Origin of the sequence: Pseudomonas sp. CFBP13528 (assembly GCF_005233615.1) — a bacterium.
GTDB classification, from domain to species: Bacteria; Pseudomonadota; Gammaproteobacteria; order Pseudomonadales; family Pseudomonadaceae; genus Aquipseudomonas; species Aquipseudomonas fluorescens_AM.
This window is the reverse complement of record NZ_QGAJ01000005.1, coordinates 213,481-239,211: the sequence shown is the minus strand read 5'-3', so window position 1 is coordinate 239,211 and position 25,731 is coordinate 213,481. Positions and strand designations below refer to the sequence as shown.

At 61.2% G+C, this 25,731-nt stretch carries 21 protein-coding genes; 13 read left to right on the top strand and 8 right to left on the bottom strand.

Going from position 1 to position 25,731, the window contains the following annotated elements:
* Position 1 precedes the first annotated feature (1 nt).
* Genes PspCFBP13528_RS12950 through PspCFBP13528_RS12930 form a run of 5 tightly spaced genes read left to right on the top strand, consistent with a single transcriptional unit; the run spans position 2 to position 10,441 of the window.
* On the top strand, positions 2 to 3,652 hold the full coding sequence (locus PspCFBP13528_RS12950) for a non-ribosomal peptide synthetase (protein ID WP_161594759.1): 3,651 nt from the start codon (positions 2 to 4) through the stop codon (positions 3,650 to 3,652).
* A gap of 16 nt (positions 3,653 to 3,668) precedes the next feature.
* Positions 3,669 to 8,738 (top strand): non-ribosomal peptide synthetase, encoded by a 5,070-nt coding sequence (locus tag PspCFBP13528_RS12945; RefSeq protein WP_137200353.1) that lies wholly within the window; start codon positions 3,669 to 3,671, stop codon positions 8,736 to 8,738.
* A 9-nt stretch (positions 8,739 to 8,747) separates the two neighbouring features.
* Positions 8,748 to 9,533 (top strand): AzlC family ABC transporter permease, encoded by a 786-nt coding sequence (locus PspCFBP13528_RS12940; RefSeq protein WP_083217916.1) that lies wholly within the window; start codon positions 8,748 to 8,750, stop codon positions 9,531 to 9,533.
* Position 9,534: 1 nt separating this feature from the next.
* A complete protein-coding gene (locus PspCFBP13528_RS12935; RefSeq protein WP_137200352.1) occupies positions 9,535 to 9,861 on the top strand; it encodes an AzlD domain-containing protein in 327 nt (108 codons plus the stop codon).
* 22 nt (positions 9,862 to 9,883) lie between these two features.
* Positions 9,884 to 10,441 carry an alpha/beta hydrolase gene (locus PspCFBP13528_RS12930; protein ID WP_065949746.1) on the top strand — a complete coding sequence of 186 codons (558 nt, stop codon included), beginning with the start codon at positions 9,884 to 9,886 and terminating at the stop codon, positions 10,439 to 10,441.
* A 44-nt stretch (positions 10,442 to 10,485) separates the two neighbouring features.
* Here PspCFBP13528_RS12930 and PspCFBP13528_RS12925 read toward each other — a convergent pair whose 3' ends face one another.
* Positions 10,486 to 11,775 (bottom strand): mechanosensitive ion channel family protein, encoded by a 1,290-nt coding sequence (locus PspCFBP13528_RS12925; protein ID WP_137200351.1) that lies wholly within the window; start codon positions 11,773 to 11,775, stop codon positions 10,486 to 10,488.
* Between the two features lie 192 nt (positions 11,776 to 11,967).
* On the opposite strand from PspCFBP13528_RS12925, the gene PspCFBP13528_RS12920 reads away from it, so the two are divergent.
* Positions 11,968 to 13,314 carry a DEAD/DEAH box helicase gene (locus PspCFBP13528_RS12920; protein WP_065949877.1) on the top strand — a complete coding sequence of 449 codons (1,347 nt, stop codon included), beginning with the start codon at positions 11,968 to 11,970 and terminating at the stop codon, positions 13,312 to 13,314.
* A gap of 80 nt (positions 13,315 to 13,394) precedes the next feature.
* On the opposite strand, the gene PspCFBP13528_RS12915 is transcribed toward PspCFBP13528_RS12920, so the two are convergent.
* Positions 13,395 to 13,670, bottom strand: coding sequence for a hypothetical protein (locus PspCFBP13528_RS12915; RefSeq protein ID WP_065949744.1), 276 nt, complete (start codon positions 13,668 to 13,670; stop codon positions 13,395 to 13,397).
* Between the two features lie 154 nt (positions 13,671 to 13,824).
* On the opposite strand from PspCFBP13528_RS12915, the gene PspCFBP13528_RS12910 reads away from it, so the two are divergent.
* Positions 13,825 to 14,226, top strand: a complete 402-nt coding sequence (locus PspCFBP13528_RS12910) for a transcriptional regulator (protein WP_065949743.1) — start codon at positions 13,825 to 13,827, stop codon at positions 14,224 to 14,226.
* Between the two features lie 165 nt (positions 14,227 to 14,391).
* Here PspCFBP13528_RS12910 and PspCFBP13528_RS12905 read toward each other — a convergent pair whose 3' ends face one another.
* From PspCFBP13528_RS12905 to PspCFBP13528_RS12895, 3 genes are all read right to left on the bottom strand, one after another.
* Complete coding sequence (locus PspCFBP13528_RS12905; RefSeq protein WP_065949742.1) at positions 14,392 to 15,258, bottom strand: DUF6279 family lipoprotein; 867 nt, start codon at positions 15,256 to 15,258, stop codon at positions 14,392 to 14,394.
* 66 nt (positions 15,259 to 15,324) lie between these two features.
* Positions 15,325 to 16,047 (bottom strand): TorF family putative porin, encoded by a 723-nt coding sequence (locus tag PspCFBP13528_RS12900; protein WP_137200350.1) that lies wholly within the window; start codon positions 16,045 to 16,047, stop codon positions 15,325 to 15,327.
* A gap of 207 nt (positions 16,048 to 16,254) precedes the next feature.
* Entirely contained in the window at positions 16,255 to 16,434 is a 180-nt protein-coding gene (locus PspCFBP13528_RS12895) for a hypothetical protein (protein ID WP_003193095.1), read from the bottom strand.
* Between the two features lie 323 nt (positions 16,435 to 16,757).
* Between PspCFBP13528_RS12895 and PspCFBP13528_RS12890 the strand changes: the two genes are divergently transcribed.
* The 3 genes from PspCFBP13528_RS12890 to PspCFBP13528_RS12880 all read left to right on the top strand — a co-directional run bounded on the left by PspCFBP13528_RS12890 (position 16,758) and on the right by PspCFBP13528_RS12880 (position 19,686).
* Complete coding sequence (locus PspCFBP13528_RS12890; protein WP_065884480.1) at positions 16,758 to 17,594, top strand: S1-like domain-containing RNA-binding protein; 837 nt, start codon at positions 16,758 to 16,760, stop codon at positions 17,592 to 17,594.
* 53 nt (positions 17,595 to 17,647) lie between these two features.
* Positions 17,648 to 18,046: a DUF2177 family protein gene (locus tag PspCFBP13528_RS12885; protein WP_065949740.1), complete on the top strand. Its 399-nt coding sequence runs from the start codon at positions 17,648 to 17,650 to the stop codon at positions 18,044 to 18,046.
* A 197-nt stretch (positions 18,047 to 18,243) separates the two neighbouring features.
* Positions 18,244 to 19,686: an NCS1 family nucleobase:cation symporter-1 gene (locus tag PspCFBP13528_RS12880; protein ID WP_137200349.1), complete on the top strand. Its 1,443-nt coding sequence runs from the start codon at positions 18,244 to 18,246 to the stop codon at positions 19,684 to 19,686.
* On the opposite strand, the gene PspCFBP13528_RS12875 is transcribed toward PspCFBP13528_RS12880, so the two are convergent.
* Complete coding sequence (locus PspCFBP13528_RS12875; protein WP_137200348.1) at positions 19,598 to 20,797, bottom strand: MFS transporter; 1,200 nt, start codon at positions 20,795 to 20,797, stop codon at positions 19,598 to 19,600. The two genes, PspCFBP13528_RS12880 and PspCFBP13528_RS12875, sit on opposite strands and share 89 nt — an antisense overlap.
* 104 nt (positions 20,798 to 20,901) lie before the next feature.
* Here PspCFBP13528_RS12875 and PspCFBP13528_RS12870 point away from each other — a divergent pair, with 104 nt between their 5' ends.
* Together PspCFBP13528_RS12870 and PspCFBP13528_RS28060 are read left to right on the top strand one after the other, a co-directional pair.
* Positions 20,902 to 21,795, top strand: a complete 894-nt coding sequence (locus PspCFBP13528_RS12870) for a LysR family transcriptional regulator (RefSeq protein WP_137200347.1) — start codon at positions 20,902 to 20,904, stop codon at positions 21,793 to 21,795.
* 143 nt (positions 21,796 to 21,938) lie between these two features.
* Positions 21,939 to 22,061: a PA1414 family protein gene (locus tag PspCFBP13528_RS28060; protein WP_017737772.1), complete on the top strand. Its 123-nt coding sequence runs from the start codon at positions 21,939 to 21,941 to the stop codon at positions 22,059 to 22,061.
* Positions 22,062 to 22,178: 117 nt separating this feature from the next.
* Here the strand turns inward: PspCFBP13528_RS28060 and PspCFBP13528_RS12865 are convergent, their stop codons facing one another.
* The gene (locus PspCFBP13528_RS12865) at positions 22,179 to 23,561 is read right to left on the bottom strand and encodes a sodium:solute symporter (protein WP_137200346.1); all 1,383 of its coding nucleotides are present in this window, start codon (positions 23,559 to 23,561) and stop codon (positions 22,179 to 22,181) included.
* Positions 23,562 to 23,727: 166 nt separating this feature from the next.
* Complete coding sequence (gene speB, locus PspCFBP13528_RS12860; RefSeq protein ID WP_065949735.1) at positions 23,728 to 24,678, bottom strand: agmatinase; 951 nt, start codon at positions 24,676 to 24,678, stop codon at positions 23,728 to 23,730.
* Between the two features lie 154 nt (positions 24,679 to 24,832).
* Here speB and PspCFBP13528_RS12855 point away from each other — a divergent pair, with 154 nt between their 5' ends.
* Positions 24,833 to 25,726, top strand: a complete 894-nt coding sequence (locus PspCFBP13528_RS12855; RefSeq protein ID WP_137200345.1) for a LysR family transcriptional regulator — start codon at positions 24,833 to 24,835, stop codon at positions 25,724 to 25,726.
* Positions 25,727 to 25,731: the final 5 nt, after the last annotated feature.

Below are 25,731 nucleotides of genomic sequence, written 5' to 3'. Positions count from 1 at the left end.
GATGTCGACTTCCCCAGAGCTTAATGACTGCGGCGTCTGCAAGCGCACCCTGGCGCTGGCGGACATCGGTGCAAGCGGCCTCAGCCCGGCGTGGCTGTTGGCCGGATGGTCGGTGCTGATTCAGGTGTACACGCGCCAATCGCGGGTCACGTTGCATCCGCGGCTGACGCACGGGCCGGGAGCGGTGCTGGAGCTGGATCTCGATTCCGCTCAGGCGTGTTCGGTCCTGGCCGAGCAGATCGAGGCGCACCTGGCGGCCTTGCCTGCGACTGCGCGGTATGTGGTCGCCACCGCGCCCGATGCGCCGCCCGGCAGCGGGCAGGAAATCACGCTGACCTGGGCCGATGAGCACCTGTGCCTGCGCAGCGACCTGACGCTCGATGGGCAAAGTTTCGAGCGTTATCTCGAACACCTGGCGCAGGTTTATCGTCAACTGCCACAAGCGCCCGACCGCCCCATCAGCCAGCTGCACGCGTTGCCGCCCGAGCAGGCGAGGCAAGTGCTCGAAGGGTTCAATCGCACGACCCGCAGCTACCCGTCCGACCTGACCATCGAGCAGCGCTTTGCCGCGATTGCCACGCGGTTTCCCGAGCGGTGTGCGGTCATGCACCGTGATCAGCACCTGACCTATCTGCAGTTGGAGCAGCAGGCCAATCGCCTCGCCACACGTTTAAGGGCAGAAGGGGTGGTGGCCGGTCAGGTGGTGGCGCTGCTGATGCCGCGTATCCCTGCCATGGTGGTGGCGACTCTGGCGATTCTCAAGGTCGGCGCTGTCTACCTGCCGATTGATCCGGACTATCCCGAAGACCGGATCAATTTCTTGCTGCAAGACAGCGGCGCCGGGCACTTGCTGGTCGACAGCGCCCAACGCCGGCAGGGCGGCGGGGTCTTCAGCGGGCGCACCCTCAACGTGGGCGAACTCGACGGCCAAGCGTGCGCAGCCTCGCTGATGTCGGCGCCTGGACGTGCCGAAGCCGCGGCTTACGTGATGTACACCTCCGGCACGACGGGCCAGCCCAAGGGCGCGATCGTTACGCACAGAGGCGTGATGCGCCTGGTGTGTAACCCCGACTACGTGGTTTTGGACCAATACACCCGCATGCTCCAGGCGGGCGCCATCGGTTTTGATGCCGCGACGTTCGAAGTCTGGGGCGCGCTGCTCAACGGTGGCTGCCTGCAACTTGTCGATCGCGACGTGTTACTTGACGCGACGGCGCTCGGTCGCTTCCTCGCCACTCACCAGACCACCTGCGCGCTCATCACCACGTCGCTGTTCAACCAGCTGGCCGCACAGGACCCCGCGCTGTTCAAGCCCCTGCAGCAGTTGGTGATTGGAGGGGATGTCATTTCCCCTCTGCATGTTCAACGCGTGTTGAGTGCCTGTGCGCCGCTGCGCCTGATCAACGCCTACGGGCCGACTGAAAACGCGGTAATTTCCACGGCGTGCACGGTGACGCAGGCCGACGGCCTGCACATTTCCATCGGGCGTCCCATCGCCAACTCGACGGCCTACATCCTCGATCGCGCAGGTCACCCCGTACCGATCGGCGTCGAGGGCGAACTCTATGTGGGCGGCGACGGCTTGGGCCTGGGCTACCTGAATCGAGGGGATCTGACTCAGGCGGCGTTCCGCAGCGAGGCGGGCATCGGCGGGCGCCTGGTCTACCGGACCGGCGACATGGCGCGCTGGCAGGAAAACGGCAGCATCGAATTTCTCGGCCGGCGTGACCATCAGGTGAAAATCCGGGGTTTCCGGGTGGAGACCAGCGAGATCGAACAACAGTTGCTGGCACTCGAATCCGTACGCCAGGCCCTGGTACAGGTGCACAAACAAGCGGTAACCCAGGAGCGCGTCCTGGTGGCGTATCTGGCGCTGGAACCGGGTGGCTGCGTTGATCGCGTGCGGCAGGCGCTGGCGTGCAAGCTGGCGGCGCACATGGTACCTGCGGCGTTTATCCGGTTGGCGAATCTGCCGCTGACGACCAACGGCAAAGTCGACCGAGCGGCACTGCCGCTGCCCGAACCCGCGGACTTCATCGGCGGCGGGCTCGACAGTACGGCGCCCGACACGGCCACTGAGCGCGCATTGGTACAGCTGTGGGCCGATGCATTGGGAATGCCTGCGGTAGGGGTGCATGCCAGCTTGTACGACATGGGCGCCAGTTCGTTGACGGCGACCCTGCTGGCCGGTCGTATTGAACAAACCCTGGGCTGGCGCTGCCCGGTGGCGCAGTTGCTGGCGACGCCGACCGTGGCCGGGATCGCCGCGTACCTGGATGCCAACACTGGGCGTGCGGCATTGTTGCCCGGGAACATCAGCGTTGCGCACGAACAGCCGCGCTATCAGGCCTCAGCCCAACAGCAGCGCGTTTATATCGAACAAATGAAGGACGAGCGCGCCACGCACTACCACCTGCCCATGATCGTGCCGCTTGCCCAGATGCCGGACGTGCCGAAATTGTCGGAAGCGTTGCAGGCGCTTGTGCAACGCCACGAGATATTGCGCACGGAGTTCCTGCAGGAAGACGGCACGACCTGGCAACGGATTCAGGCGCGAGTGCCGGTCGAGCTGCCCGTGCATGATTACGCCGGCACGGCCGAGGCTTTCCTGGGCCAGTTCGTGCGGCCGTTCGCGATGAGCGAGGCGCCGCTATGGCGTGTGGCCGTGGTACGTCACAGTGGCGGCGTCGCGTTGGTGTTGGATATCCACCATCTGATCACCGACGGTTTCTCCCTGGCGCTGTTGTTCCGCGAATGGGCCCTGGCCTATGACGGCCGGCCTGTCGCCCAGCCGTTATTGCAGTACAAGGACTACGCCCAGTGGATGGCGCAGGACACGGTTGCACCGCTGTTGGCGCACGCCGGTGCGTACTGGCAGCAGGTGTATCAGGTGCCGTTCAAACCGCTGGACATTCCCTGTGATCACCCGCGTTCGCACAAGCGTTCCACTGCCGGTGGCCGGTTGGATTTCGCGCTCGGCAGCGAGCGCACCCTGGCGTTGCGCACCCTGGCGCGCGAACACAGGGTGACTCTGTTTCAGGTACTGCTGGCCGGCTATGGCCTGTTCCTGGGGCGGGTGAGCATGGCGCGGGACGTGACCGTGGGCACGCCTGTGTCGGGTCGCAACCTGGCGCAAACCCAAGCGCTGCAAGGCATGTTCGTCAACACCGTGTGCCTGCGCCTGGCACTTGCCGGGGAGCTGCGCTTTGACCAGTACCTTCAGGACGTGGCCGCACATGCCAACCAGGCGTTCGATCATCAGATCTACCCCTTCGATGCCCTGGTGAAAAGCTTGCCGCTGGTGCGCGAGCCCAACCGCAACCCGTTGTTCGACAGTTTGTTTGCCCTGCAGAACACCGACCTCGAAGCGCTCGACTTTCTCGGTGGCCAGCCCCGCTGGGTACCCGAGGCGACGCAGAGCACGATCTTCGAACTCAATTTGCAGATCAGCGAACAGCCGCAGCAACTGAGCGCCGCCTGGATGTACAGCAGCGATCTGTTTCTGGCGCCCACCATCGGCAGTTTTCGCGACACCTACCTGGCAATCCTGGACGCGCTGTTGGCCGACCCATCGCAACGCCTGGATGCGCTGCTGATCACCGAGCCGGCCGAACAGGCCGTTGAACTGCCCACTATCGACTTCTGTTTCTGAATTCCCGGAGCTTGTGATGCAATCGATTGAAACCCTTGGTCAACTTAAGGTCGCTGCGGCCCAGCGCCCGAAACAAGCCGCTTACTGGCGCGAACTGTTCAACCTGGACTGGAGTAGAACCGGTTTTCCGGTCGACACGTCGCTGGCCGGTGAACCGCGCCAGAGCGCGCTGACGCTCGCCTTGCGTGGCGAGGTCTCGGCCCAGGTCATCAAGGTGACCCGAGGCAACGAGGCCAGCCAGCAAGTGTTGTTGACGGCGGCGGTGATCGCCCTGCTGCAGGTCTACACGCGCCACGAAGTGCTGGTGGTCGGTCTGCCGGCCAGCTTCGAACCGAGCCTTGTCGCGTCGCAGAACCTGGCGTTCCCCCTGCACGCCAGCCTGCACAGCGACACCAGCTTCAAACAATTGCTGGACCAGGTGCGCAGCCGCGTACTGGGCGCCATCGAGCACAGTGACTACCCGCTCGCGCTGTTTGCCGACGAACTCTCACTGCCGGAAACCGAAGGCCAGAGTCCGTTTTTCGACGTGGCCGTGGAAATCGCTCATCCGCAAAAGACCGGCCTCGCACAGCGTCTGGACGTAGCGACGCTGTTCAGCTTTAACGTCGGCGCCGAGCAGGTCGAGCTGACGATCCACTTCGATCAGCGCAAATATGAGGCCGCCACGCTGCGCTGGGTGGCCATGCACCTGGAGGAACTGTTGGCGCAGGTCTTGAGTGCGCCTGAAGCGCCGTTGGCGAACCTCGACCTGATGACCGCCCGCGATGTGGATTTTCTGAGTACGGTCAATGCCACCGCGCAGGCCTACGACCAGAACGTGAGGATCGAAACGCTGTTCGCTCGTCAGGTGCAGGAGCGCCCCGAGGCTGTTGCAGTGGTCTCTGACGCTGGGCAAATGACCTTTGCCGAACTGGATAAACGGGCCAACCAACTGGCCCGCACCCTCGTCGAGCGCGGCGTGTGCCGTGACCAGGTGGTGGCGGTGGTGGCCCAGCGCTCCAACGAAATGCTGGTGGCGATTCTGGCTGTGCTCAAGGCGGGCGGGGCGTACCTGCCCATCGACCCGAACTATCCGCAGTCGCGGATTGACTATGTACTCAATGACAGTGGCGCCCTGCTGATTCTGGCGCAGACGCACCTGCTGAGCGAGTCGGCGGACCGCGAACAGCAGGTCATCGACCTGGCCGATGCCGCTGTATACGCGGCCGACGACCAGGCGCTGGCGGTGGTGGGCGATTCGCGCAACCTCGCCTACGTCATCTACACCTCCGGTTCTACCGGTCAGCCCAAGGGCGTGATGGTGGAGCATCACTCGGTGGTCAATCGCCTGGCCTGGATGCAGCGTGCCTATCCTATCGGCCCTGGCGATGTGATTTTGCAGAAGACCCCGATTGCCTTCGACGTATCGGTATGGGAACTGTTCTGGTGGATGATCGAGGGCGCGACGGTGTGCCTGCTGGCACCGGGCGCGGAGCGTGACCCGGAGGCGATGGTCAGCACTATTGAGGCCCATCGGGTCACGACGCTGCACTTCGTGCCGTCGATGTTGAACGCGTTCCTCGGGTATGTGCAGAGCGCCCGTTCCGGCGCCCGGTTGGCGAGCCTGCGCCAGGTGTTCGCCAGTGGCGAAGCGCTTGGCGTGCACCAGGTGCGGTTGTTTGAAACGCTGCTGTTCGACACCCACGCCACGGCCCTGATCAACTTGTACGGGCCTACCGAGGCCACGGTGGATGTGTCTTACTTCAACTGCTGCGGGCGCAACCTGAGTCACTTGGTGCCCATCGGCAAACCCATCGATAACACGCGCCTGCACATTGTGGGGGCGAACCTTCAGCCCCTGCCGGTCGGTGTGCCCGGCGAGCTGTGCATTGCCGGTGCCGGTTTGGCCCGTGGCTATCATCAGCGCGAGGCGTTGACGGCCGAGCGTTTTGTCGAGCAGCCGGTGGCGGGCGAGTCGCGTATCTACCGCACCGGCGACCTTGCACGCTGGTTGCCGAACGGGGAAATCGAATACCTGGGGCGTATCGATAACCAAGTCAAACTGCGCGGCCTGCGCATCGAATTAGGTGAAATCGAAAGCCGCCTGCGCGCTTTTCCCCAGGTGCGTGAGGCGGTGGTCGTGGTACGCACCCTCGGCGAGACCCAATCGCTGTGCGGCTATGTCGAGGCGCCGCACACCCTGGACCTGGCGCAACTGCGCAGCTTCCTCGGGCAGTTTTTGCCCGACTATATGGTGCCCACCCACCTGACCGTGCTTGAGGCCTTCGCGTTGTCACCCAGCGGCAAGCTGGATCGAAAAGCACTGCCGGACCCGCAATTGACCAACGCCGACGACACGGAGTACGTGGCGCCGCGCAACGCCAGTGAGACCTTGCTGGTGGGCATTTGGGAAGACGTGCTGGGCGTGCGCCCGATTGGCGTGCATCACAACTTCTTCGCACTGGGGGGTGACTCCATCCACTTCGTGACTATCCTGGCCCGGGCGCGTACCCAAGGCATGGACTTCACCTTCCAGGACTTCTTTGCCCGTCCGACCGTCGCTCAACTGGTGGAGGGGCTGGCGTCCGGCACTGGCGGCGAACAGGTTCGCCATACGTTTGAACCTTATGAACTGCTGAGCCCGGCGGACCGCGAACGCTTGCCCGAAAGCGCCGAAGACGCCTACCCGTTGTCCATGCTGCAGGCCGGACTGATCTTCCAGAACGAACTCAGTTTCGGCACTGCGCAGTATCACGACATCATCAGCTACACGATCAAAAGCGCAATTGATTTGGCCGTATTCGAGCAAGCCGTGCGGATTCTGGTGCAGCGTAATCCGATTTTCCGCACCAGTTATCATTTGTCCGGCTTCGACCAGTTCATCCAGATGGTCAATCGGGACGTGGAGCTGCCGCTGACGATGGCGGACCTGCGTGGCATGGACGAGCAGGCCCAGGAACAGTGGTACCAGCAATGGCTGGAAGACGAAAAGGCCCACCGTTTTGTCTGGGAAAATGCCGGACTGGTGCGCCTGCATGTGCATGTGCTGAGCGACACGCTGTATCGTTATGTGCTCAGCCAGCACAACTCGGCCCTGGATGGCTGGAGCATCACGCTGGTACACACGCAGTTGTTCGACATCTACTACAGCCTGCTCAAGGGCAACACGTACGACAAGCCGCTGGTCGATAACCACCTGCGCAACTACATGGGCCTGGAGCAGCAGTCGCTGGCCAGCGTTGCCGACGGTCAATTCTGGCACGACCTGATGGAGGAGGCGCGGTTTACCCAACTGCCGCGCCTGCAAGCTGAGCAGCCGACGGACGGCTTATCGGTGGTGTTCCATGAAGTGAAGATCGACACCGGGCTGTCGGAGCGCATCATTGCGTTGGCCGATGCCCTGAATGTGCCGGTCAAAACCGTGTTGATGGCCGCGCACCTGAAGGTCCTGAGCGAACTGACCGCCGACAATGACGTGCTGGTCGGCTATGAGCACAGTGGGCGTCCCGAGGTGGATGGGGCGACGCGGGCGATTGGCCTGTTCCTCAATACCCTGCCGCTGCGGGTGAAGATCGCCAAGGGGTCGTGGGCGCAATTGATCCAGCAGGTGTACAACGCCGAAACCGACCTGCTGCCGCACCGCCGTTACCCGATGGCGCAGATCAAGCAAGACATGGGCACCCAACAACCGCTGTTCGAAACCGCGTTCAACTACACCCACTTCTATCTGCTCAAGGACCTGGAGAGCCTGCCGGAGTTCGACCTGCTGGACGTGCGCGCCAACTCTGAAACCGAGTTCGTGCTGCGTGCCGAATTCTCCCGGCATTTCTCCACCGACGAGGTCCATCTGAGCCTGCACTACCACGACCACGTTTTCAGTGCGCAATACGTCGAACAGATGGGGGATTACTACCGTCAGGCGTTCGAACTGATGACCCGTGACCGTCAGGCGCCCCACGATGCCATCCCGCTGCCGAGCCCTGAACAGGCGCAGTTGTTGAATCAGGCCCGGGCCGTCGAGGTCATGACCTTTGCGCGGGCGAGCAAGTCCCAGGGTGCCGGGTCAGGCGCCACGCCATTGGCCCCGCACACACCCACCGAGCGGCGTATTGCCCAGGTGTGGGCGCAAGTGCTCGGAGTGCCGGTAGAGAGCATCCAGCTTGAGGACAACTTCTTCGAGCTGGGCGGTACCTCGATGGCGGCGATTCGCGTCGCGCTGGTGTCTGAAGGCTTGATCTCGATTCCCAACCTGATGCGCCACTCCACGCTCAAGCCCCTGGCCGACGCCATCGATGCCGGCGCGGGGGATGTACAGAGCGTGTTGCAGCGCCTGGCACCACCGTGCAGTCACGCCAGCGCTGCGGTGGTGTGTTTCCCCTATGCGGGCGGCAACGCCATCAACTTCCGCGACCTGGGCCAGGCATTGGCGGCGGATGGCGCTGAGCGGGATCTCTTTGCGGTCGAACTGCCGGGGCACGACATCACCCGTGCCGATGAGCCGCTGCTGGATGTGCAGGAAGCGGCGCAACGCATCGCCCGCGCCATTGAGCAGACTTCGCCGGGTGTACCGCTGTTGTTCTGGGGGCATTGCGTCGGTGCGGCGCTGATGCTGGAAACCGCGCGATTGCTTGAAGGGCTGGGGCGCACGATTTCCCGGCTGTTCATTGGTGGCAAGTTACTCGACGACGCCGAGTCGACGCGCCAGCGCACCGCGCAAACCCAGGCGCTGAGCCATGAGCAAGTGTTGAACTGGATGGTCGGCGAAACGGGCTACCAGGAACTGGCACAGATGAATGAGCAACAGTCGGCCACCTTGATCCGTGCTTTCCGCCATGACGCCACGGTGGCCAATCTGTACCTGGCCGATGCCGAGGAGGCGTGGCGCGACCGAACCCTGGTGGCGCCGCTGACCGTGGTGGTGACGCGTGACGATGGCATGACTGCTGACTTCGCCGAGCGCTATCAGCGTTGGAGTCTGTTCAGTCAGGACGTGTCGCTGCAGGTGATCGACGACGGTGGGCATTACTTCTGCCGGACTCGCCCCGAAGCGGTGGCTGCCGTGATCAACGCGGCCTGCCCGACCAGCAGCCCACGTACTCATCAATAAGGAATCGACATGACCCATAAAGAGTCGTTTGTACAGGACGCGGCGGTGGCAGCGGGCGCCGTCGCGCTCAATGCCGGCCCGATGCCCAATCGCCGGGAAGAGTTGACCGCCGGGGCGAAGGCGATGATTCCGTTTCTGGTGTCGGCATTTCCCATGGGGCTGCTGGGCGGTGCCTTCGGCATGACCAGCGGCCTGGGGGAAGCCAAGACGTTGGCGCTCGCCATGGTCCTGAACTCGGGCACGGTGCAGTTCATTGCCATCAAGTTGCTGCAGCAGGATGCGGCCGCGTCGGTGTTACTCCTGACGGGCCTGGTGCTCAGCCTGCGCCTGTTGATCTACAGCACGGTATTGCGTTCCAGCACCCGCCACTTGTCGCAGCGCTGGCGTGCGGTATTGGCCTTCGGCATGATCGACGCGGTGTTCTTCGTGATGCTGGATCGATTCAAGAAACACCACGAGGCCTATCCGGGTTGGCAATGGTTCTATGCGGGTGCTTCCCTGGCCATGTATGTGAACTGGATGGTGGCGACCGTGATCGGTATCGCCATCGGTGCCTCGTTGCCCGACCTGATTCAGCACGGGCTGGATTTCCCGATGATCGCAGTGTTCGTCGCCATGCTGGCGTCCACCCTGGTCAACTGGAAGGTATGGGCCACGGTGAGCTGTGCCGGGGTGGTGGCGCTGCTGTTTGTCGCGCTGCCTTACAACCTGGGCTTGTTGATCGCCACCGTCGCGGGCGCCGCGATGGGTGTGCTGTGTGAAGTGTTGGAAAAACGTCGCGCCAAGGAGCTGTGAAATGACTACCTGGATCTTGATTTTCGGTTTGGGCCTTTGCACGTTCCTGCCACGCTACCTGCCCCTGGTGCTATGGGGGCAGCGCGAGCTGTCACCGCTGGCCAAGACGGTATTGGGCGCGGTGCCTCCGGCGGTGCTGGCGGCGTTGGTGGTGCCGGCGATGCTGGTGCCCACCGGGACGGCCATCGATTTCAGTGTGCAAAACCCTTATCTGCTAGGGTCTGTAGCGGTGTTTATGTTGTTTTTCCTGACTCGGCGTATGTTGTTGTCGAGTTTTATCGGTGTGCTGGTGTTTTTTGCAGTGCAGTGGTTTTTTGGTCGTGTATGAAAGGTCTTGAGGGAGAGGGAAGATGACAGTCAACGTTTTGATCCTGCCGGGCCTGTTCAACTCCGGTGAAGCCCATTGGCAATCGCAATGGGAGCGTCAGTTCCACGGTTTGCAGCGGGTGGAGCAGCAGGACTGGGAAACACCGGTCGCTGCCGATTGGGTGGCGCGCCTGAATCAGGCGATAGAGGCGGCCGACAGCGACGTTGTGCTGGTCGCGCACAGCCTGGCGATTACCCTGATCACCCGCTGGGCGGCGCAGTATCCGCAGTCGAACAAGGTGAAGGGCGCCTTGCTGGTGGCGCCGAGCGATACCGAGGCGGACTCGTATCCGTCGGGCACCACCGGTTTTACGCCGATGTCGATGCAGCGCCTGCCTTTTCGCACGATCCTGGTGGCGAGCACCAACGATCCCTACGTCACCCAGGAGCGGGCGAAAGCGTTCGGCGAGGCATGGGGCAGTGAACTGGTGTGGGAGCAGGACGCCGGCCATATCAGCGGCGACGCGGGGTATGGGCCTTGGCCGAAGGGTGTGGAGTACCTTTACCAATTGACCGGTGACCCGCAGTTCCAACTTAAGTAGCGGCCACTGCGAGGGGCCGGTCAAGCCCCTCGCAGCTCAGGTTGTCAGTGCTCCAGGGTTTGCGCGGCGTTGGCATTTTGCGTCATCGCAAACAGCCCGCCGCGCAGGTCCGTGCCGCTCGGCTGCTGATACAGGCTCAAGCCGAACTCCGGCAACACCGCCAATAAATAATCGAAAATATCCCCCTGGATGCGCTCGTAGTCCGCCCACGCCGTGGTGCGGGTGAAGCAGTAGATTTCCAGCGGCACGCCCTGGGCGGTGGTCTGCATCTGGCGCACCATGCAGGTCATGTTCGGCTGGATGTCCGGGTGACTTTGCAGGTACGCCAGGGCATAGGCGCGAAAGGTCCCCAGGTTGGTCATGCGGCGGCGGTTTGCCGACAGTTGCGCGCTGTGGCCCTGGGCCTCGTTCCAGGCCTTGAGTTCGGCCTGTTTGCGACCGATGTAGCCGGTGAGCAGGTGCACCTGGGTCATGCGCTCTTCTTCGTCATCGCGCAAAAAGCGCACGCCGCTGGCGTCAATGAACAGGCTGCGCTTGATGCGCCGGCCGCCGGAGGCCTGCATGCCGCGCCAGTTCTTGAACGACTCGGACATCAGGCGCCAGGTGGGAATGGAGACGATGGTCTTGTCGAAGTTCTGCACCTTGACCGTGTGCAGGGTGATATCCACCACATCCCCGTCGGCACCGACCTGGGGCATTTCGATCCAGTCGCCGACCCGCAGCATGTCGTTGCTGGTCAATTGCACACTGGCGACGAACGACAGCAGCGTGTCCTTGTACACCAACAGGATCACTGCCGACATCGCACCCAGGCCCGATAGCAGCAACAGCGGCGAACGGTCGATCAGGGTGGCGACGATGATGATTGCACCAAACACGAACAGCACCATCTTTGCCAGCTGCACATAGCCCTTGATCGAGCGGGTGCGCGCATGTTCGGTGCGTGCGTAGATATCCAGCAGCGCGTTGAGCAGGGCACTTATCGCCAGCACCATGAACAGGATGGTGATCGCCAGGGCCACGTTGCCGATGAACAGGATGGCGGTCTTGCTCAGGTCCGGCACCAGGTACAGGCCGAACTGGATCACCAGGGACGGCGTCATCTGCGCCAGGCGATGGAAGACTTTGTTATGCCGCAGATCGTTAAGCCAGTGCAGCGCCGGTTGCCGGCCGAGTAACTTGACCGCGTGCAGGATAAGGTAACGTGCCACACGCCCTACCACCAAGGCCACCACCAGCAGTACCAGCAAGCCGAGGCTGGAATGCAGGACCGGGTGTTCATCGAGGGCGCCCCAGAGGTCTTGGACGTTGAGCCAGAGCTGTTTGATATCCATGGGTTAACCGATTCTTCTGTAAGACAACACGGGCCGATTAGAGCATTTAAGTGCAACAAAGTTGACGCCACGGACAAAATCGCTGACAAAAAAGCAGCTGATTAGCACCGTTCGCGTAAAGAAACTCGGTTTGGACGCCCGAAACCGGTAACCTATGCAGCTGATATTTTGTATTTCTTCGAGGTAGCACCCGTGTTTTCCCAATTCGCCCTGCACGAACGCCTGCTCAAAGCCGTGGCCGAGCTTAAATTTGTCGAGCCTACGCCTGTGCAGGCAGCGGCCATTCCGCTCGCGCTCCAGGGGCGTGACCTGCGGGTGACGGCGCAAACCGGTAGCGGCAAGACCGCTGCTTTCGTCCTGCCGATTCTCAACCGCCTGATCGGTCCGGCCAAAGTCCGCGTCAGCATCAAGACCCTGATCCTGCTGCCGACCCGCGAGCTGGCCCAGCAGACCTTGAAGGAAGTGGAGCGCTTCTCGCAGTTCACCTTCATCAAGTCCGGCCTGATCACCGGCGGTGAAGATTTCAAGGTCCAGGCCGCCATGCTGCGCAAGGTGCCGGACATCCTGATCGGCACCCCGGGCCGCATGATCGAGCAACTCAATGCCGGCAACCTCGACCTCAAGGAAGTCGAAGTGCTGGTGCTTGACGAAGCCGACCGCATGCTCGACATGGGCTTTGCCGACGACGTGCAGCGCCTGGTAGCCGAGTGCGTCAACCGCCAGCAGACCATGCTGTTCTCCGCCACCACCGGCGGCTCGACCCTGCGCGACATGGTCGCCAAGGTGCTGAACAACCCCGAGCACCTGCAGGTCAACAACGTCAGCGACCTGAACGCGACCACGCGTCAGCAGATCGTCACCGCTGACCACAACGTGCATAAAGAACAGATCCTCAATTGGCTGCTGGCCAACGAGACCTATCAGAAGGCCATCGTCTTCACCAACACCCGCGCTGCTGCCGACCGTATCTACGGCCGGCTGGTGGCGCAGGAATACAAGGCGTTCGTGCTGCACGGCGAAAAGGACCAGAAGGATCGCAAACTGGCCATCGACCGCCTCAAGGCCGGCGGCGTGAAGATCCTGGTCGCCACCGACGTCGCCGCGCGCGGTCTGGACGTGGATGGCCTGGACCTGGTGATCAACTTCGACATGCCGCGCAGCGGCGACGAATACGTGCACCGTATCGGCCGTACCGGGCGTGCCGGCAACGATGGCCTGGCCATCTCGCTGATCTGTCACGGCGACTGGAACCTGATGTCGAGCATCGAGCGCTACCTCAAGCAATCATTCGAGCGCCGTACCATCAAGGAAGTCAAAGGCACCTACACCGGGCCGAAGAAGGTCAAGGCCTCGGGCAAGGCGGTTGGGGTGAAGAAGAAAAAGACCGACGCCAAGGGCGACAAGAAGAAAGCCGGCGCCAAGTCGCCGACCAAGCGCAAGATAGCCAACCGGCCGAAGACCGACAACCTGTCGCTCGTCAGCAAGGACGGCATGGCCCCGCTCAAGCGCCGCAAGCCGGAAACGCCGGCTGCCGAATAAGATCGGTTGATATGAAAAAACCGGACGATGTCCGGTTTTTTTTTGATCGTTCCCAGGACGCTCCGCGTCCACTCCTGCATTCAGCTTTTGGCCTTTGCCGCCGCTTCCTTGAGTTCCTTGAGCCGGGCATCGATCAACTGGCACTTGTCGGGGAATTCCGCGCTTTCGGTGTCCAGGTCCATTTTCTGCAACTCGTCGTTCATCTCTTTGGCCTTGGTCGGGTTCTGCTCAGTGAGCTGGGTGACTTCCCGCGCCAGTTGCTCACGCTTGGCGGTGGCTTCTTCCGGCGTGCAGGCCCAGGCGGGCAGCGTGCTCAGCAGCGTGGCGGCGATGGCCAGGTTCATCAGGGTTTTCATCGGGGACCTCCTTGGCGATTGTGTACGGTTGAGGGGGCGAACGTCGGGAAAGTTCAGAGAAATGGCAGCCGTCGATCCGGCTGAACGGCGGCCGACCTGGCGTGTCACACCTGCAGACGGGCTACTTTTTCGTGGGCCTGCAGGAGGAATCAGGATGACGACTTACAACTGGGATCTGATCGAACGTCTGCTGCACGAAGTGCAGAATGGTGAGGGCAGCTTTGCCCCGCGCAAGTACGCCGAACAGGAAGCCGCCGAGAAAGCCACGGCGGGCGAGTCCGTAGGTAACTTGGATACGCTGAAAAAGACTGCTGCCGACTACGAAGCGCTGTTGCTCAAGCGTGGGTTTATCGAATCGCGTCCGCAGGAGGAAGGCGGCAATGGGGAGAACTTCATTTTGACGCCGCGCGGTTCTAGCCTGCTCTCCCTGATCGACAGTTCCATTCCAGGCGAACACCATCCACGCCATGTGCTGGACCAGCAGGAAGATGCGCTGGACGAAGCGACCTTCGATCACGTGGCCTCCAAGGCGGCAATTGCCGGCGGCGCGATCTGAAGACCTCGCACAACCCTGTGGGACGGGGCTTGCCCCAATCCCGGTCAGTGTAGGAGCGAGCAAGCTCGCTCCTACAGATGGCGGTAGGGCTTGCCCCCGATAGCAGTTTGTCAGTCGCTGAGAAGAATCTGACCCGCTGCTATCGAGAGCACGCCCTTTCCCACATCACGCAGAGGCAGCCTTGAGGCATTTGAGGGCCTGAAAGTCGCTGCGAACCTTGTCGATTTTCTGGCTCAGCTTCATGCGCTGTTGCTCAGTGCTCTGCGCCATCAAATCCACGATCAGGCTACGCGCCGCAGCTTCGGTCTGTGCATAGGCAGCACGGTATTGCGGTGTCCAGAGGCTTTCCCGATCGACCAACAATCGCTGCATTTTTTGCGCAAACTCAGCGCTGTTGCGCTGCTGCACCGCCTCGCTGAACTGCGCCTGCCAGTGGGCACGGTTGCCGATCCACGCGTTGTTCTGATCCCCCAGCGCCACAGACCAGGCCATCACCCGCTGCTGCTGGCTGGCGCTGAGTGGGCCGATCCAGGCGTCCAGACGCTTGCTCATGCGCTCGGCGCGCTCCTTGATCTGCTGGGCCAACGGCGGCTTGAGGTATTCGTCCTGGCGTTTGCGCAGGTCTTTGGCCAGGGCGTCGTTCATCTCCTTGACCTGCTGATCGTCCAGGCCTTGCAGCAGTTGAACCGCAGACGGGGTGATTTCACGCGCGATCTCGGCGATGGCCTGTTTGGCTTCGACGGTGCGGGCCTGCAAGGCGGCGTCGGTGACCTGATTGCTGTCGACCATCTGTTGCAGGCGGTCCAGCCAGTCCAGGTAACCCGGCAATTGCGTGGTGCAGTGCCAGGTCAGATGCTCCTTGAGTGTGTCGTTGAACCAGCTCTTCTGCCCGGCATTCATCTCCAGATAGTCGCTGAGGGTCCAGGGGATGATCACGTCAAGATTACGGTAGGCCAGGCCCACGCGATTGCAGCCGGCGAGCACCAGGCTCAGGGTCAGCAATAACACCAGAAGTTTGAGCCGACGCAACATGGGCGGTTCCTTGCACGGGTGGGGTTAATGCATGTGAACCTGCACAGGGTGCGACAGTTCAGCCCATCAATAAAACGACCGAACAGCCTTCAAGGTCAACAGACCGTCACATTGCGAATTGTGTCCGGAGTAGGCCGAGCAGTCACCGCCACTGAGGCTGGAGTCGCTGTAGATCAGGTCCAGGTCGACCCCTTTCCAGGCCCGGGAAAGTTGCACCGACCAGTCGCTGAAGCTGCTGATGGCGCCGTTCTCCACCGACACCGGTGTGCCCAGTTGATGGGTGGTGTACTTCATGCTGACGCCGATGCCGAACGGCTGGGTGCCGCCGAGGTCGGCAAACAGCGTGCTGTCCTGGCGGTCGGGGTCGTTGCTGAAGGACACGCCGAAACGGTTGCCCAGCAGGTTGAGGCCACCATAAAACGCCTGGCTGTCGAGGGGGCTGACCTTGGGGTAGCTGTAGTGAATCAAACCCACTTCGTAGCCCAGGGTCTGGTCGAAGGGGTGTTTGAAGCCCATATAGGAGTCGACTTCAAGGGTGCTGGGCGAGGACAACCCCATGTTCGGTGAAAACTGGCCGACGTACAGGCCGCTGTCGTGACTCACGTCCAGCCCGCCATGGAACGCATCGCTGCCGGGGGAGGTCGGCTTGACCAGGCCCTGTGCCATGCTGCGGCTGGGAGTGGTGCCCAATTTCAGGTCGAAGTCGCCCAATTCGCGCTGAAAAATCTGCGCGTCGGCGAGCGGACAAGCGACAAGCGCGCTGACCAGTAGAATGCAGGATTTGAGCATGCTTCACTCCATGAAAAGCGAGGAGCAGTGACGAAGAAAGACGAGCAGATGCCCGTGCTAGACGTGTGCAAGGATACCGGCGAAAGCTCGCAGGTGAGGCCCGTTCGTCGATTGATGTGAGGATCAAGGTGTTGCGAAGGTGTTTCGGGCTCTAGTCCTAGCGCCTTGAAGGCAAGACGCATAGGGACCAGGTGCGTTGCGCAGGTATTACTTCTTGCCCAGGCTGATCTGCTTGGACGGGCCGAAAGTCTGGCCGCTCACGCCCTTGGCAATTTGCTGGATTTCGCCACCGGACTTGAGGAACGCAGCAATCTGGCTGTTGATCGATTCGCTGGTTTCAACGGCGGGAGCTGGCTTTGCTTTGCTGTTGGATGCTTTTACGCGCATGGCGGCCACTAACCTGTAGAAAATTAACTTGGCCAGGCATCGTACAGGAAATACTTGACAATTGCTTGGCAAATATCCCCGAGGAATTAAATGTCGCGTCTGCAAAAGACCGAACTTGATCAACCCATTAACCCGCTAACTGACTGTTTTAATTCGAAAGCTTGAGACGTACGGATGCTGGCCGCGGGTAAAATTCGCAGGACTGATCAGACGAGCGGGCGGTGCCATTGGCGCGCCACCTCAGCCCGCGGATTTTTCAGGCGCGCGCGCGTGTCTGGCTCAACTCGGGTAGAATGCCGCCCACGCAATGAGGGTATCTGGAAATGGCTTTAGTCGGGCGCTACAACAGCTTGCAAGTGGTTAAACACACTAACTTCGGTTTGTACCTGGATGGTGCGCAGGACGGTGAAATCCTCTTGCCTAATCGGTATATCCCCAAAGACATTCCCAGTGAAGATGAAGACTGGCTTAACGTTTTCATTTATCTGGACAGTGATGACAAACTTATCGCCACCACGGAAAAACCCAAAGTTCAAGTGGGCGAATTTGCCAGTTTGAAAGTGGTGGAAGTCAACAGCATCGGTGTGTTCCTCGATTGGGGCCTGCCCAAGGATCTGTTGCTGCCCTATTCGGAAGAAAAACGTCAGTTGAGCGCCGGTGAATACTGCGTGGTGCATGTCTACCTCGACAAGCACACCCGGCGCATCACCGCCACCGCGCGCCTTGATCGTTACCTGGACAAAACGCCGGCCAATTACCAGGTGGGCCAGGAAGTCGACCTGCTGGTGGCCGAAGCCACGGACATGGGCTTCAAGGCGATCATCAACAACAAGCACTGGGGCCTGATCCACAAGAACGAAGTGTTCAAGTTCCTGCGCCCGGGCAAGGAAGAGAAAGGCTTTATCAAAGAGATCCGCGCCGATGGCAACATCAGCCTGAGCCTGCAGCCGGTTGGCCAGGAAGCGGCTTCGAGCCTCAACTCGAAGATCCTCGCCAAATTGCGTGACAACAACGGCACCTTGCCGGTCAGTGATAAAAGCGATCCCGCCGTCATCAGCAACTTGTTCGGCGTGAGCAAAGGCAACTTCAAAAAGGCCATTGGTGCGCTCTACAAGCAGGGGCAGATTGTGATTCATGCCGATCGCATTGAACTAAGCTGAGTGCGCCTGGCTCTGCTGTAGGAGCATGTTTGCTCCTACAGTGGACCGGTCAAATGTCTAAGAAAACGTTGTTTGCCTACCTCGGCACGCTGGTCGCCTTTCTGGTGCTGGACGGGCTCTGGCTGGGCGTCCTCATGGGCCCTACCTATAAGAGCCTGCTCGGCTCGCTGATGCTCGATCAGCCCCGACTGCTGCCCGCCGTCGTGTTCTATCTGCTGTATGTCCTCGGTTGCGTGATCTTCGTTGTTCTGCCCAGCGCGAGCTGGCAACGCGCTGCGCGTTTGGGCGCCTTGCTTGGGTTGGTGGCCTATGGCACTTACGACCTGAGCAATTGGGCCACACTGCAAGGCTGGTCCGCCGGCTTGGCGGTAATGGACATGGCGTGGGGGACTGTTCTCACAGCGATCTGTTGCACAGTCGGCTACCTCTGTGCACAACGGGTGCGCCAGTGATTGTGTACAGGATTGTCGTGCACCGTTGCTGCGCATAACTGTTTTATCTAAACCATCATAGTGTCTTTGGAGCGCCGTTCCACAGGTATTGTGTGCCGTTGGCACGCATTCTGCTGACTACCTCGTATACAACCCGTATTGCCTACCGTATGCATTTCGCTACGGCAGCGCAGGGCGATATTTCGAGGAGTTTCGCGATGACCGACCCATTGCCCAAAGGCTACAGTCCACGCCTGTATAACCAGGACCTGGGTCCACTGCCGCAAAAATGGACCTGGTACAACATCTTCGCCTTCTGGATGAGCGACGTGCACAGCGTCGGCGGGTACGTGTTCGCCGCCAGTCTGTTTGCCCTGGGGCTGGCCAGTTGGCAGGTGTTGATTGCCTTGCTCGCGGGCATTTGCATTGTGCAATTGATCGCCAACCTGGTGGCCAAGCCGAGTCAGCAAGCGGCGGTACCTTATCCCGTGATTTGCCGACTGGCATTTGGTGTATTTGGCGCAAATATTCCTGCGGTGATCCGTGGCCTGATCGCGGTTGCCTGGTACGGGATTCAGACGTACCTGGCGTCGAGTGCCTTGATCATTGTGGTGCTGCGCTTTTTTCCGTCGATGGCCGTGTATGCCGAGCCGCACTTTGCCGGGTTGTCTTACCTGGGCTGGTTCGGCTTTCTTACCCTGTGGGTGCTGCAGGCCGCTGTGTTCTGGGCCGGCATGGAGTCCATCCGCCGCTTTATCGACTGGGCCGGCCCGGTGGTGTACGCGGTGATGTTTGCCCTGGCCGGCTGGATTGTGTGGAAAGCGGGCTGGGCAAATATCAGCTTTACCCTGGCGGAAAAATCGCTGTCGGGCTGGCAGGCGTTCGGCCAGGTGATCGTGGCGACGGCGCTGGTGGTGTCGTACTTCTCCGGGCCTACCCTGAATTTTGGCGATTTCAGCCGCTACTGCCGCAGCATGCAGGACGTGCGCCGGGGCAACTTCTGGGGGCTGCCGGTGAACTTCCTGGCATTCTCCCTGGTAACTGTGGTGATCGTCTCGGGCACCTTGCCAGTATTTGGCGAAATGTTGCACGACCCCATCGCCACCGTGTCGCGTATCGACAACAGCATGGCCGTGTTGCTGGGCGCCTTCGCTTTCGTCACCGCCACTATCGGCATCAATATCGTCGCCAACTTTGTCTCGCCGGCGTTCGACTTCGCCAACATCGCGCCGAATAAAATCAGCTGGCGTGCGGGTGGAATGATCGCGGCCGTGGCGTCGATCTTTATCACGCCATGGAACCTGTTCAATAACCCGCTGATGATTCACTACACCCTGGATATCCTGGCCGCGTTTATCGGGCCGCTGTTCGGCATCCTCCTGGTGGATTTTTACCTGGTCAAAAAGCAGCGCATCGACGTGGATGCGCTGTTCGATGACAGTCCGAGCGGGCGCTATTACTTCGACGGCGGAGTGAACTGGACGGCGGTCAAGGCCCTGGTGCCGGCGACGCTGGTGGGCGTCGCCATCACCTTCACGCCGGCGTTGCAAGGCATGGCCAATTTCGCCTGGTTTACCGGCTGCTTCCTGGGTGGGCTGTTTTTTCTGGTACTGGCGCGGCGTGAGCAGGTGCGTTTGCCAACCCCTGTGGTCGCTGGCTGAGCACTACACCGCCCGCCACCAGCAGGCCGCAACCGGCAATCACCAACGCCGGTTGCAGGCCGCCGCTCCAGTGGCTGCTCACCGAGGCCAGCAGCGGCCCGCTCAATTGGCCAATGGCAAAGCTGGCCGTCAACAACCCGGTGCTGCGCTGGTAGCCGTGGGGCGCTATCTCGCGCAGGCGCGCCATGACCAATTGCATGCAGGCCAGAAACGGTGCTCCGCACAGCAACACCCCCAACGCCAGCCCCCAGCCATTGCCCAGCAGGCAAGTGAATACGCCGGCCGCTTGCAGCCACAGCGTGGTCATCAGCCAGCGTCGGGTGGTGTTCGGGTCCTTGCGGCGCAGGCTGGCAATCACCACGCCCATCGCTGCGGCCAGGCCAAAGCACGGCCAGAACACGTCGGCCTGCCAGGCGCCCTTGAACTGCGCACTGGCCATCTGCGACAGGAAGGTCGCTGGAATGATGTAGCCCAGGCCGTACAGGAAGTAGATCCAGCCCAAGTGCGCGATGCTGCCGTTATTGCCGGCGGTGGAGGCGGGTGCAGCCAGTGTGGTCGGCTTCGGCAGGAAGGGCAGGATCGCCAGTAGCATCGCCAGTGCCACCGCGCCATACACCAGCCACAGCGTCGCGGAGCTTTGCCCCAATAGATTGGCGCCCAGCGCCAGCAGGCCGGTGAGCACAATGCCCAAGCCAGGCCCTGCGAACACCAGCGCTCCCAGGCGTGGCCGGCCGGCGGCAATCGCCAGCGGCTGGCTCAGGCTGGTAATCATCACCAGGGCCCAGGCGCTGGCGACACCAGTGCCGAAACGCAGCAGCAGGTGGGGCCAGAAGCCCTCGGCCCAATAGGACGCCAGTGTCAGCAGCACGCACAGCCACAACCCGCCGTACAAGCGGCCTTTGATATGTTGATGACTGCGGGCGAAGATCGAGTCCACCGCACCGACGAAGTAACCCAGGTAATTGGCGGCCGCGATCACCCCGGCGCCGGTCAGGTCGATCTGACCTTCGCTGAGCAAATGCGGCATCTGCGGGGTCAGGGCAAAGCGACCAATGCCCATGGCCATCATCAGGGCGACAAAGCTGGCGGTTAAGCGAATCAACGGTGACATGTTCAAGTGTCCTGCGAGAAAGCGAAGACCTTCAGGCTAAAGCGGATTGACTTTCTGTAAAAATGAATAATAGTGAGTAACTTGTTCAGTTTTGGAGAAAGGCTATGGAGTTCAGTCAACTGCGCATCTTCCAGGCGGTGGCGGAGGAGGGCTCCATTACCCGCGCCGCCGAGCGCTTGCACCGTGTGCCGTCGAACCTGTCGACCCGGCTCAAGCAAATGGAAGAACAGCTTGGCGTCGAGCTGTTTGTGCGTGAACGCCAGCGCTTGCAACTTTCTCCTGCGGGTAAAGTGCTGCTGGACTACAGCACCCGTCTATTGGCGCTGCACGACGAAGCTCACGGCGCCGTGCAGGGCGGGCAACCGGCGGGTGATTTTGTCCTTGGCAGCATGTACAGCACGGCGGCGATTCACTTGCCCACCCTTTTGGCGCGTTATCACAAGGCTTACCCGAAAGTGAACCTGCAGGTGCAATCTGCGCCGAGCGGCGAACTGCTGGAAGGCTTGATCACCGGGCGGCTGGATGCGGCGCTGGTGGATGGTCCATTGACGATTGCCACGCTGGACGGCGTGCCGTTGTGCGAAGAGCGCCTGGTGATCATTTGCGAGGCCGACCACCCGCCGGTGCGCGGCCCCCAGGATGTGGCCGGCCGCTCGGTCTTCACGTTCCGCCGCAGTTGCGCCTATCGGACCCGCCTGGAGACGTGGTTTTCCCACGAGCGTGTGGCCATGGGCCGCGCCATCGAGATCGAGTCCTACCAAGGCATGCTCGCCTGTGTCATCGCCGGTTCAGGCGTGGCGTTGATGTCCGAATCCATGCTCGACAGCCTGCCGGGCAGGGACAGCGTGTCCGTTCATCCGCTGACTGGGCCTTTTGCCACTGCCACCACCTGGTTGATGTGGCGAAAGGGTATGCTCGGCGCTAACCTCAATGCATGGATCGAGTTGCAGCAGGCGAGCCAGGCAGACAGCGTGCAAGACAGGCGCGAGATTGCTTGAACGATTCGTCAGGATCCTGATCCATTCAGTAATAGTTCGTTGTGGTTTCGCGCAAGCAATACGTAGGACTTAGGGCTACTATCAGTGTAGGAAAGGGCGACAAAACGGGCGCCTACACGCATTACCCTCAAAGGGGGCACATCATGAAAGAGAAAATTCAAACCTGGCTCCATGACCTTGGCGTTGCGCTAGGCTTGATCGAGCCTCCACTGCAGCCGGTGCCGATTCGCACCGATGACGAGCAACGCCGTCCCCGTCGGCGTTGAGCCCCAGCCAACTCGGGATTGAGGTGGGAGCGGGCTTGCTTGCCAATACGTTGAGTCAGTCGATAAATAGTTGACTGATTTACCGCATTCGCGAGCAAGCCCGCTCCCACATTTGTTTCAAGCCACCCGTGCCGCCACCGCTCCCGGTTTACGCGACACCACACTCACCAGCACAAAACTCACCGACGCCACCGCGAGGCTGTAATAAATCGGCGTGTTTGCATCCAGCCCATCCTTGAACATAAATACCAGCGCGGTGAAGAACCCCAGGCCCATCGACGTAATCGCCCCGGCGGTGGTCGCGCGTTTCCACACGATCGCTCCGATCAGCGGGATCAGCATGCCGCCCACCAGCAGGTTATAGGCCAGGGTGAGGGCGCTGATTACATCGTTCACCACCAGTGCGATGCCCAGCACGGCGATGCCGGTCAGCAGGGTGAACAAGCGGTTGACGCCCAGGCTCGACTGCTTGCCGCCGCGCAAACGTGGCAACAAGTCTTCGGTCAGCACGGTGGAGGCGGCGAGCAAGCCGGCGCTGGCCGTGGACATCATCGCCGCCAGGGCAGCAGCAATTACCAGGCCGCGGATGCCGTCCGGCAGCGAGGCTTTGACGATGGCCGCGAACGCGTTGTCGACGTTGTCCAGGTCCGGGATCAGCACATGCGCCGCCATGCCGATCAATGCGCATGCCAGGCCATAAACAATGCAATAGAACCCGGCGAAGGTGCCGGCGTGCCGGGCAACTTTTTCGTCGCGGGCGGTGAATACGCGCTGCCAGATATCCTGGCCGATCAGGATGCCGAAGAAGTAGATCATGAAGTAGGTCATGATCGTGTCCCAGCCGATCGCGGTGAAGCTGAAACTCGATGCCGGCAGCTTGGCCACCAGTTCATCCCAGCCGCCGACGCGGTACAGGCAGATCGGCAACAGAATGAACATCAGCCCCACCGTCTTGATCACGAACTGCACGATATCGGTCAGGGTCAGCGACCACATGCCGCCGATGGTCGAATACACGACTACCACGCCACCGCCCAGCAGCACCGAGATCCAGAACGGCAGGCCGAACAGCACGTGTAGCACAGTGCCAATGGCCAGGATCGAGGTCACTGCAATCATCAGTGCGTAAGCCAGCATGATCACTGCACTGGCCTGGCGAGCCATGGGGTTGTAGCGTTTCTCCAGGACCTGGGTGACGGTGAATATTTTCAGCTTCAACAGCGGCTTGGCCAGGAACAGGTTCAGCGCAATGATCCCCGCGCCCAGTGCGGCGCACAGCCAGAAACCGGAAATACCGTGCACATAACCCAGGCGCACGGTGCCGACGGTGGAGGCGCCGCCCAATACCGTGGCGGCCATGGTGCCCATGTACAGGGATGGCCCCAGGTTGCGTCCGGCCACCAGGTAATCTTCATGGGTCTTGGCGCGGCGCATGCCGTAGTAGCCGAGCACCAGCATGCCGGCGGTGTAGATGAGTACGACGAATAGATCCAAAGCCATGGCGTTGATTCTCCGATTATATTTTTTATGGACGATCAGGCGGCAGTCGGCTCGGCAAACGTGCGAGCCAAGGTCAGGTACATCAGTGGTTGGGGATCTGTGCGATCCCCTTGACTGTTAGTGTGAAGACACTGTTTTCATTGTTTTTGGAACTGCTCATCGTTCATCAGCGATGTGTCACGCCAGGCAGTACGCAGAGCATTTCATACAGCAGGTTGGCACCCAGCAGCGAGGTGTTGCCGGTGGTGTCATAGGGCGGCGAAACTTCCACCAGATCACAACCAATCAGGTCCAGGCCCTGGCAGCCACGAATGATCTCGATCGCCTGGATGGTGGTCAGCCCGCCGATTTCCGGCGTGCCGGTGCCCGGTGCCCAGGCCGGGTCGATGCCATCGATGTCGAAGCTCAGGTACACCGGGCCGCCGCCGACCTTTTCGCGCACTTCGGCCATCAACGGCGCGAGCGAGTGATGCCAGCATTCTTCGGCCTGGACCACACGGAAGCCCTGCTTGCGGCTCCAGTTGAAGTCTTCGGCGGTGTAGCCCTGGGCACGCAGGCCGATCTGCACCACGCGGTCACAATCGAGCAGACCCTCTTCCACGGCACGGCGGAAGGTGGTGCCGTGGGCGATTTTCTCGCCGAACATATGGTCGTTGACGTCGGCGTGGGCGTCGATGTGCACCAGCCCGACCTTGCCGTGTTTCTTGTGAATCGCCCGCAGGATCGGCAGGGTGATGGTGTGGTCGCCACCCAGGGTCATGGGGATGACGTCGTGCTCGAGGATTTCATCGTAGGCGTGTTCGATGATGCGCACGGCGTCGAGGAGATTGAAGGTATTGATCGCCACGTCGCCGATATCCGCAACCGACAGCGAATCGAACGGCGCAGCACCGGTGGCCATGTTGTACGGACGGATCATCACCGATTCGGCGCGAATTTCCCGAGGCCCGAAGCGGGTGCCGGCGCGCAGCGAGGTGCCGATGTCCAGGGGCACGCCGATAAAGGCCGCGTCCAGGCCCTTGGCCGTTTGCAGGTGGGGCAGGCGCATCATGGTGGCGATGCCGGCGAAGCGCGGCATTTCGTTGCCGCCCAGTGGTTGGTGGAAAATCTTGTCCACGGGATTGCCTCATCGTTGTGGTGTTTATCAGGTGGCCGATTCTGTAAAAAGCGAGGGCAGGGAAGAATCGGCAGAGGCAAATACTTAGTTCAGATTTTTCTAAACTAAAGCCTGGGGTAAACTCGGTTCAAATGAGAGCGCCTGCGGAGATTTAATGGCCAACGCCTTGCCCGACCTGAAACTGCTGCGCATCTTCGTCAGCGTCGTGCGGCACCAGGGGTTCGCCAACGCCCAGCACGCACTCAACCTGTCGACGTCAGCCATCAGCACCTATATGAGCCAGCTGGAATCGGCGTTGGGCCTGGTGCTGTGCCATCGCGGGCGGGGCGGCTTCAGCCTGACCAGCAAGGGCGCGCTGTTTTATCAGGAAACCTTGCGTTTATTGGCCGAGCTGGAAGGCTTCGAACAATATGCCGCCGCGTTGAAGGGCGAATTGCGCGGCACGCTCAAGCTCGGCGTGCTCGACTCCACCGTCAGCGACAAAGCGCTGCCGTTCGCTGAGGTGATCGGTGCCTACAGCCTCGAACACCCGGCGGTTCATTTGCATCTGTCGGTGATGAGCCCTTATGAACTGCAACTGGGGGTCCAGGACAATCGCCTGGACCTGGCCATTGGCGCGTTTTCCAACCGCATGAGCGGGCTGATCTACATGCCGCTGTACCGCGAACAGCACTGGCTCTATTGCAGCACCCGGCACCCGTTGTTCAATGAACGGCGCATTCCCGAGCAGGTCATTACCCAGCAACGTATGGTCGGGCGGGGTTATTGGAGCCAGGCCGAACTGGCGCGCCACGGCTTCAAGCACAGCGCGGCCACCGTGGAAAGCATGGAGGCGCAGCTGATCCTGGTGCTGTCGGGGGCCTACATCGGCTATCTGCCCGAGCACTACGCCCAGGCCTGGGCCGACAAGGGCGACCTGCGCGTGCTGCTGCCGGCCACCTTTGGCTACCAGGCGCCGTTTTCGATGATCATGCGCCGGGGCCGAAGCCGCGAACCGCTGATACAGACCTTTCGCGATCTACTTAAAGCCCAGCTCAACCAGGCCTGAAAAAA

Bases quoted from the DNA above. Each gene is read 5' to 3' on its own strand.
- PspCFBP13528_RS12950 (WP_161594759.1), top strand. From the start codon at position 2: ATGTCGACTTCCCCAGAGCTTAATGACTGCGGCGTCTGCAAGCGCACC.
- PspCFBP13528_RS12945 (WP_137200353.1), top strand. From the start codon at position 3,669: ATGCAATCGATTGAAACCCTTGGTCAACTTAAGGTCGCTGCGGCCCAG.
- PspCFBP13528_RS12940 (WP_083217916.1), top strand. From the start codon at position 8,748: ATGACCCATAAAGAGTCGTTTGTACAGGACGCGGCGGTGGCAGCGGGC.
- PspCFBP13528_RS12935 (WP_137200352.1), top strand. From the start codon at position 9,535: ATGACTACCTGGATCTTGATTTTCGGTTTGGGCCTTTGCACGTTCCTG.
- PspCFBP13528_RS12930 (WP_065949746.1), top strand. From the start codon at position 9,884: ATGACAGTCAACGTTTTGATCCTGCCGGGCCTGTTCAACTCCGGTGAA.
- PspCFBP13528_RS12925 (WP_137200351.1), bottom strand. From the start codon at position 11,775: ATGGATATCAAACAGCTCTGGCTCAACGTCCAAGACCTCTGGGGCGCC.
- PspCFBP13528_RS12915 (WP_065949744.1), bottom strand. From the start codon at position 13,670: ATGAAAACCCTGATGAACCTGGCCATCGCCGCCACGCTGCTGAGCACG.
- PspCFBP13528_RS12910 (WP_065949743.1), top strand. From the start codon at position 13,825: ATGACGACTTACAACTGGGATCTGATCGAACGTCTGCTGCACGAAGTG.
- PspCFBP13528_RS12905 (WP_065949742.1), bottom strand. From the start codon at position 15,258: ATGTTGCGTCGGCTCAAACTTCTGGTGTTATTGCTGACCCTGAGCCTG.
- PspCFBP13528_RS12900 (WP_137200350.1), bottom strand. From the start codon at position 16,047: ATGCTCAAATCCTGCATTCTACTGGTCAGCGCGCTTGTCGCTTGTCCG.
- PspCFBP13528_RS12895 (WP_003193095.1), bottom strand. From the start codon at position 16,434: ATGCGCGTAAAAGCATCCAACAGCAAAGCAAAGCCAGCTCCCGCCGTT.
- PspCFBP13528_RS12890 (WP_065884480.1), top strand. From the start codon at position 16,758: ATGGCTTTAGTCGGGCGCTACAACAGCTTGCAAGTGGTTAAACACACT.
- PspCFBP13528_RS12885 (WP_065949740.1), top strand. From the start codon at position 17,648: ATGTCTAAGAAAACGTTGTTTGCCTACCTCGGCACGCTGGTCGCCTTT.
- PspCFBP13528_RS12880 (WP_137200349.1), top strand. From the start codon at position 18,244: ATGACCGACCCATTGCCCAAAGGCTACAGTCCACGCCTGTATAACCAG.
- PspCFBP13528_RS12875 (WP_137200348.1), bottom strand. From the start codon at position 20,797: ATGTCACCGTTGATTCGCTTAACCGCCAGCTTTGTCGCCCTGATGATG.
- PspCFBP13528_RS12870 (WP_137200347.1), top strand. From the start codon at position 20,902: ATGGAGTTCAGTCAACTGCGCATCTTCCAGGCGGTGGCGGAGGAGGGC.
- PspCFBP13528_RS28060 (WP_017737772.1), top strand. From the start codon at position 21,939: ATGAAAGAGAAAATTCAAACCTGGCTCCATGACCTTGGCGTTGCGCTA.
- PspCFBP13528_RS12865 (WP_137200346.1), bottom strand. From the start codon at position 23,561: ATGGCTTTGGATCTATTCGTCGTACTCATCTACACCGCCGGCATGCTG.
- PspCFBP13528_RS12855 (WP_137200345.1), top strand. From the start codon at position 24,833: ATGGCCAACGCCTTGCCCGACCTGAAACTGCTGCGCATCTTCGTCAGC.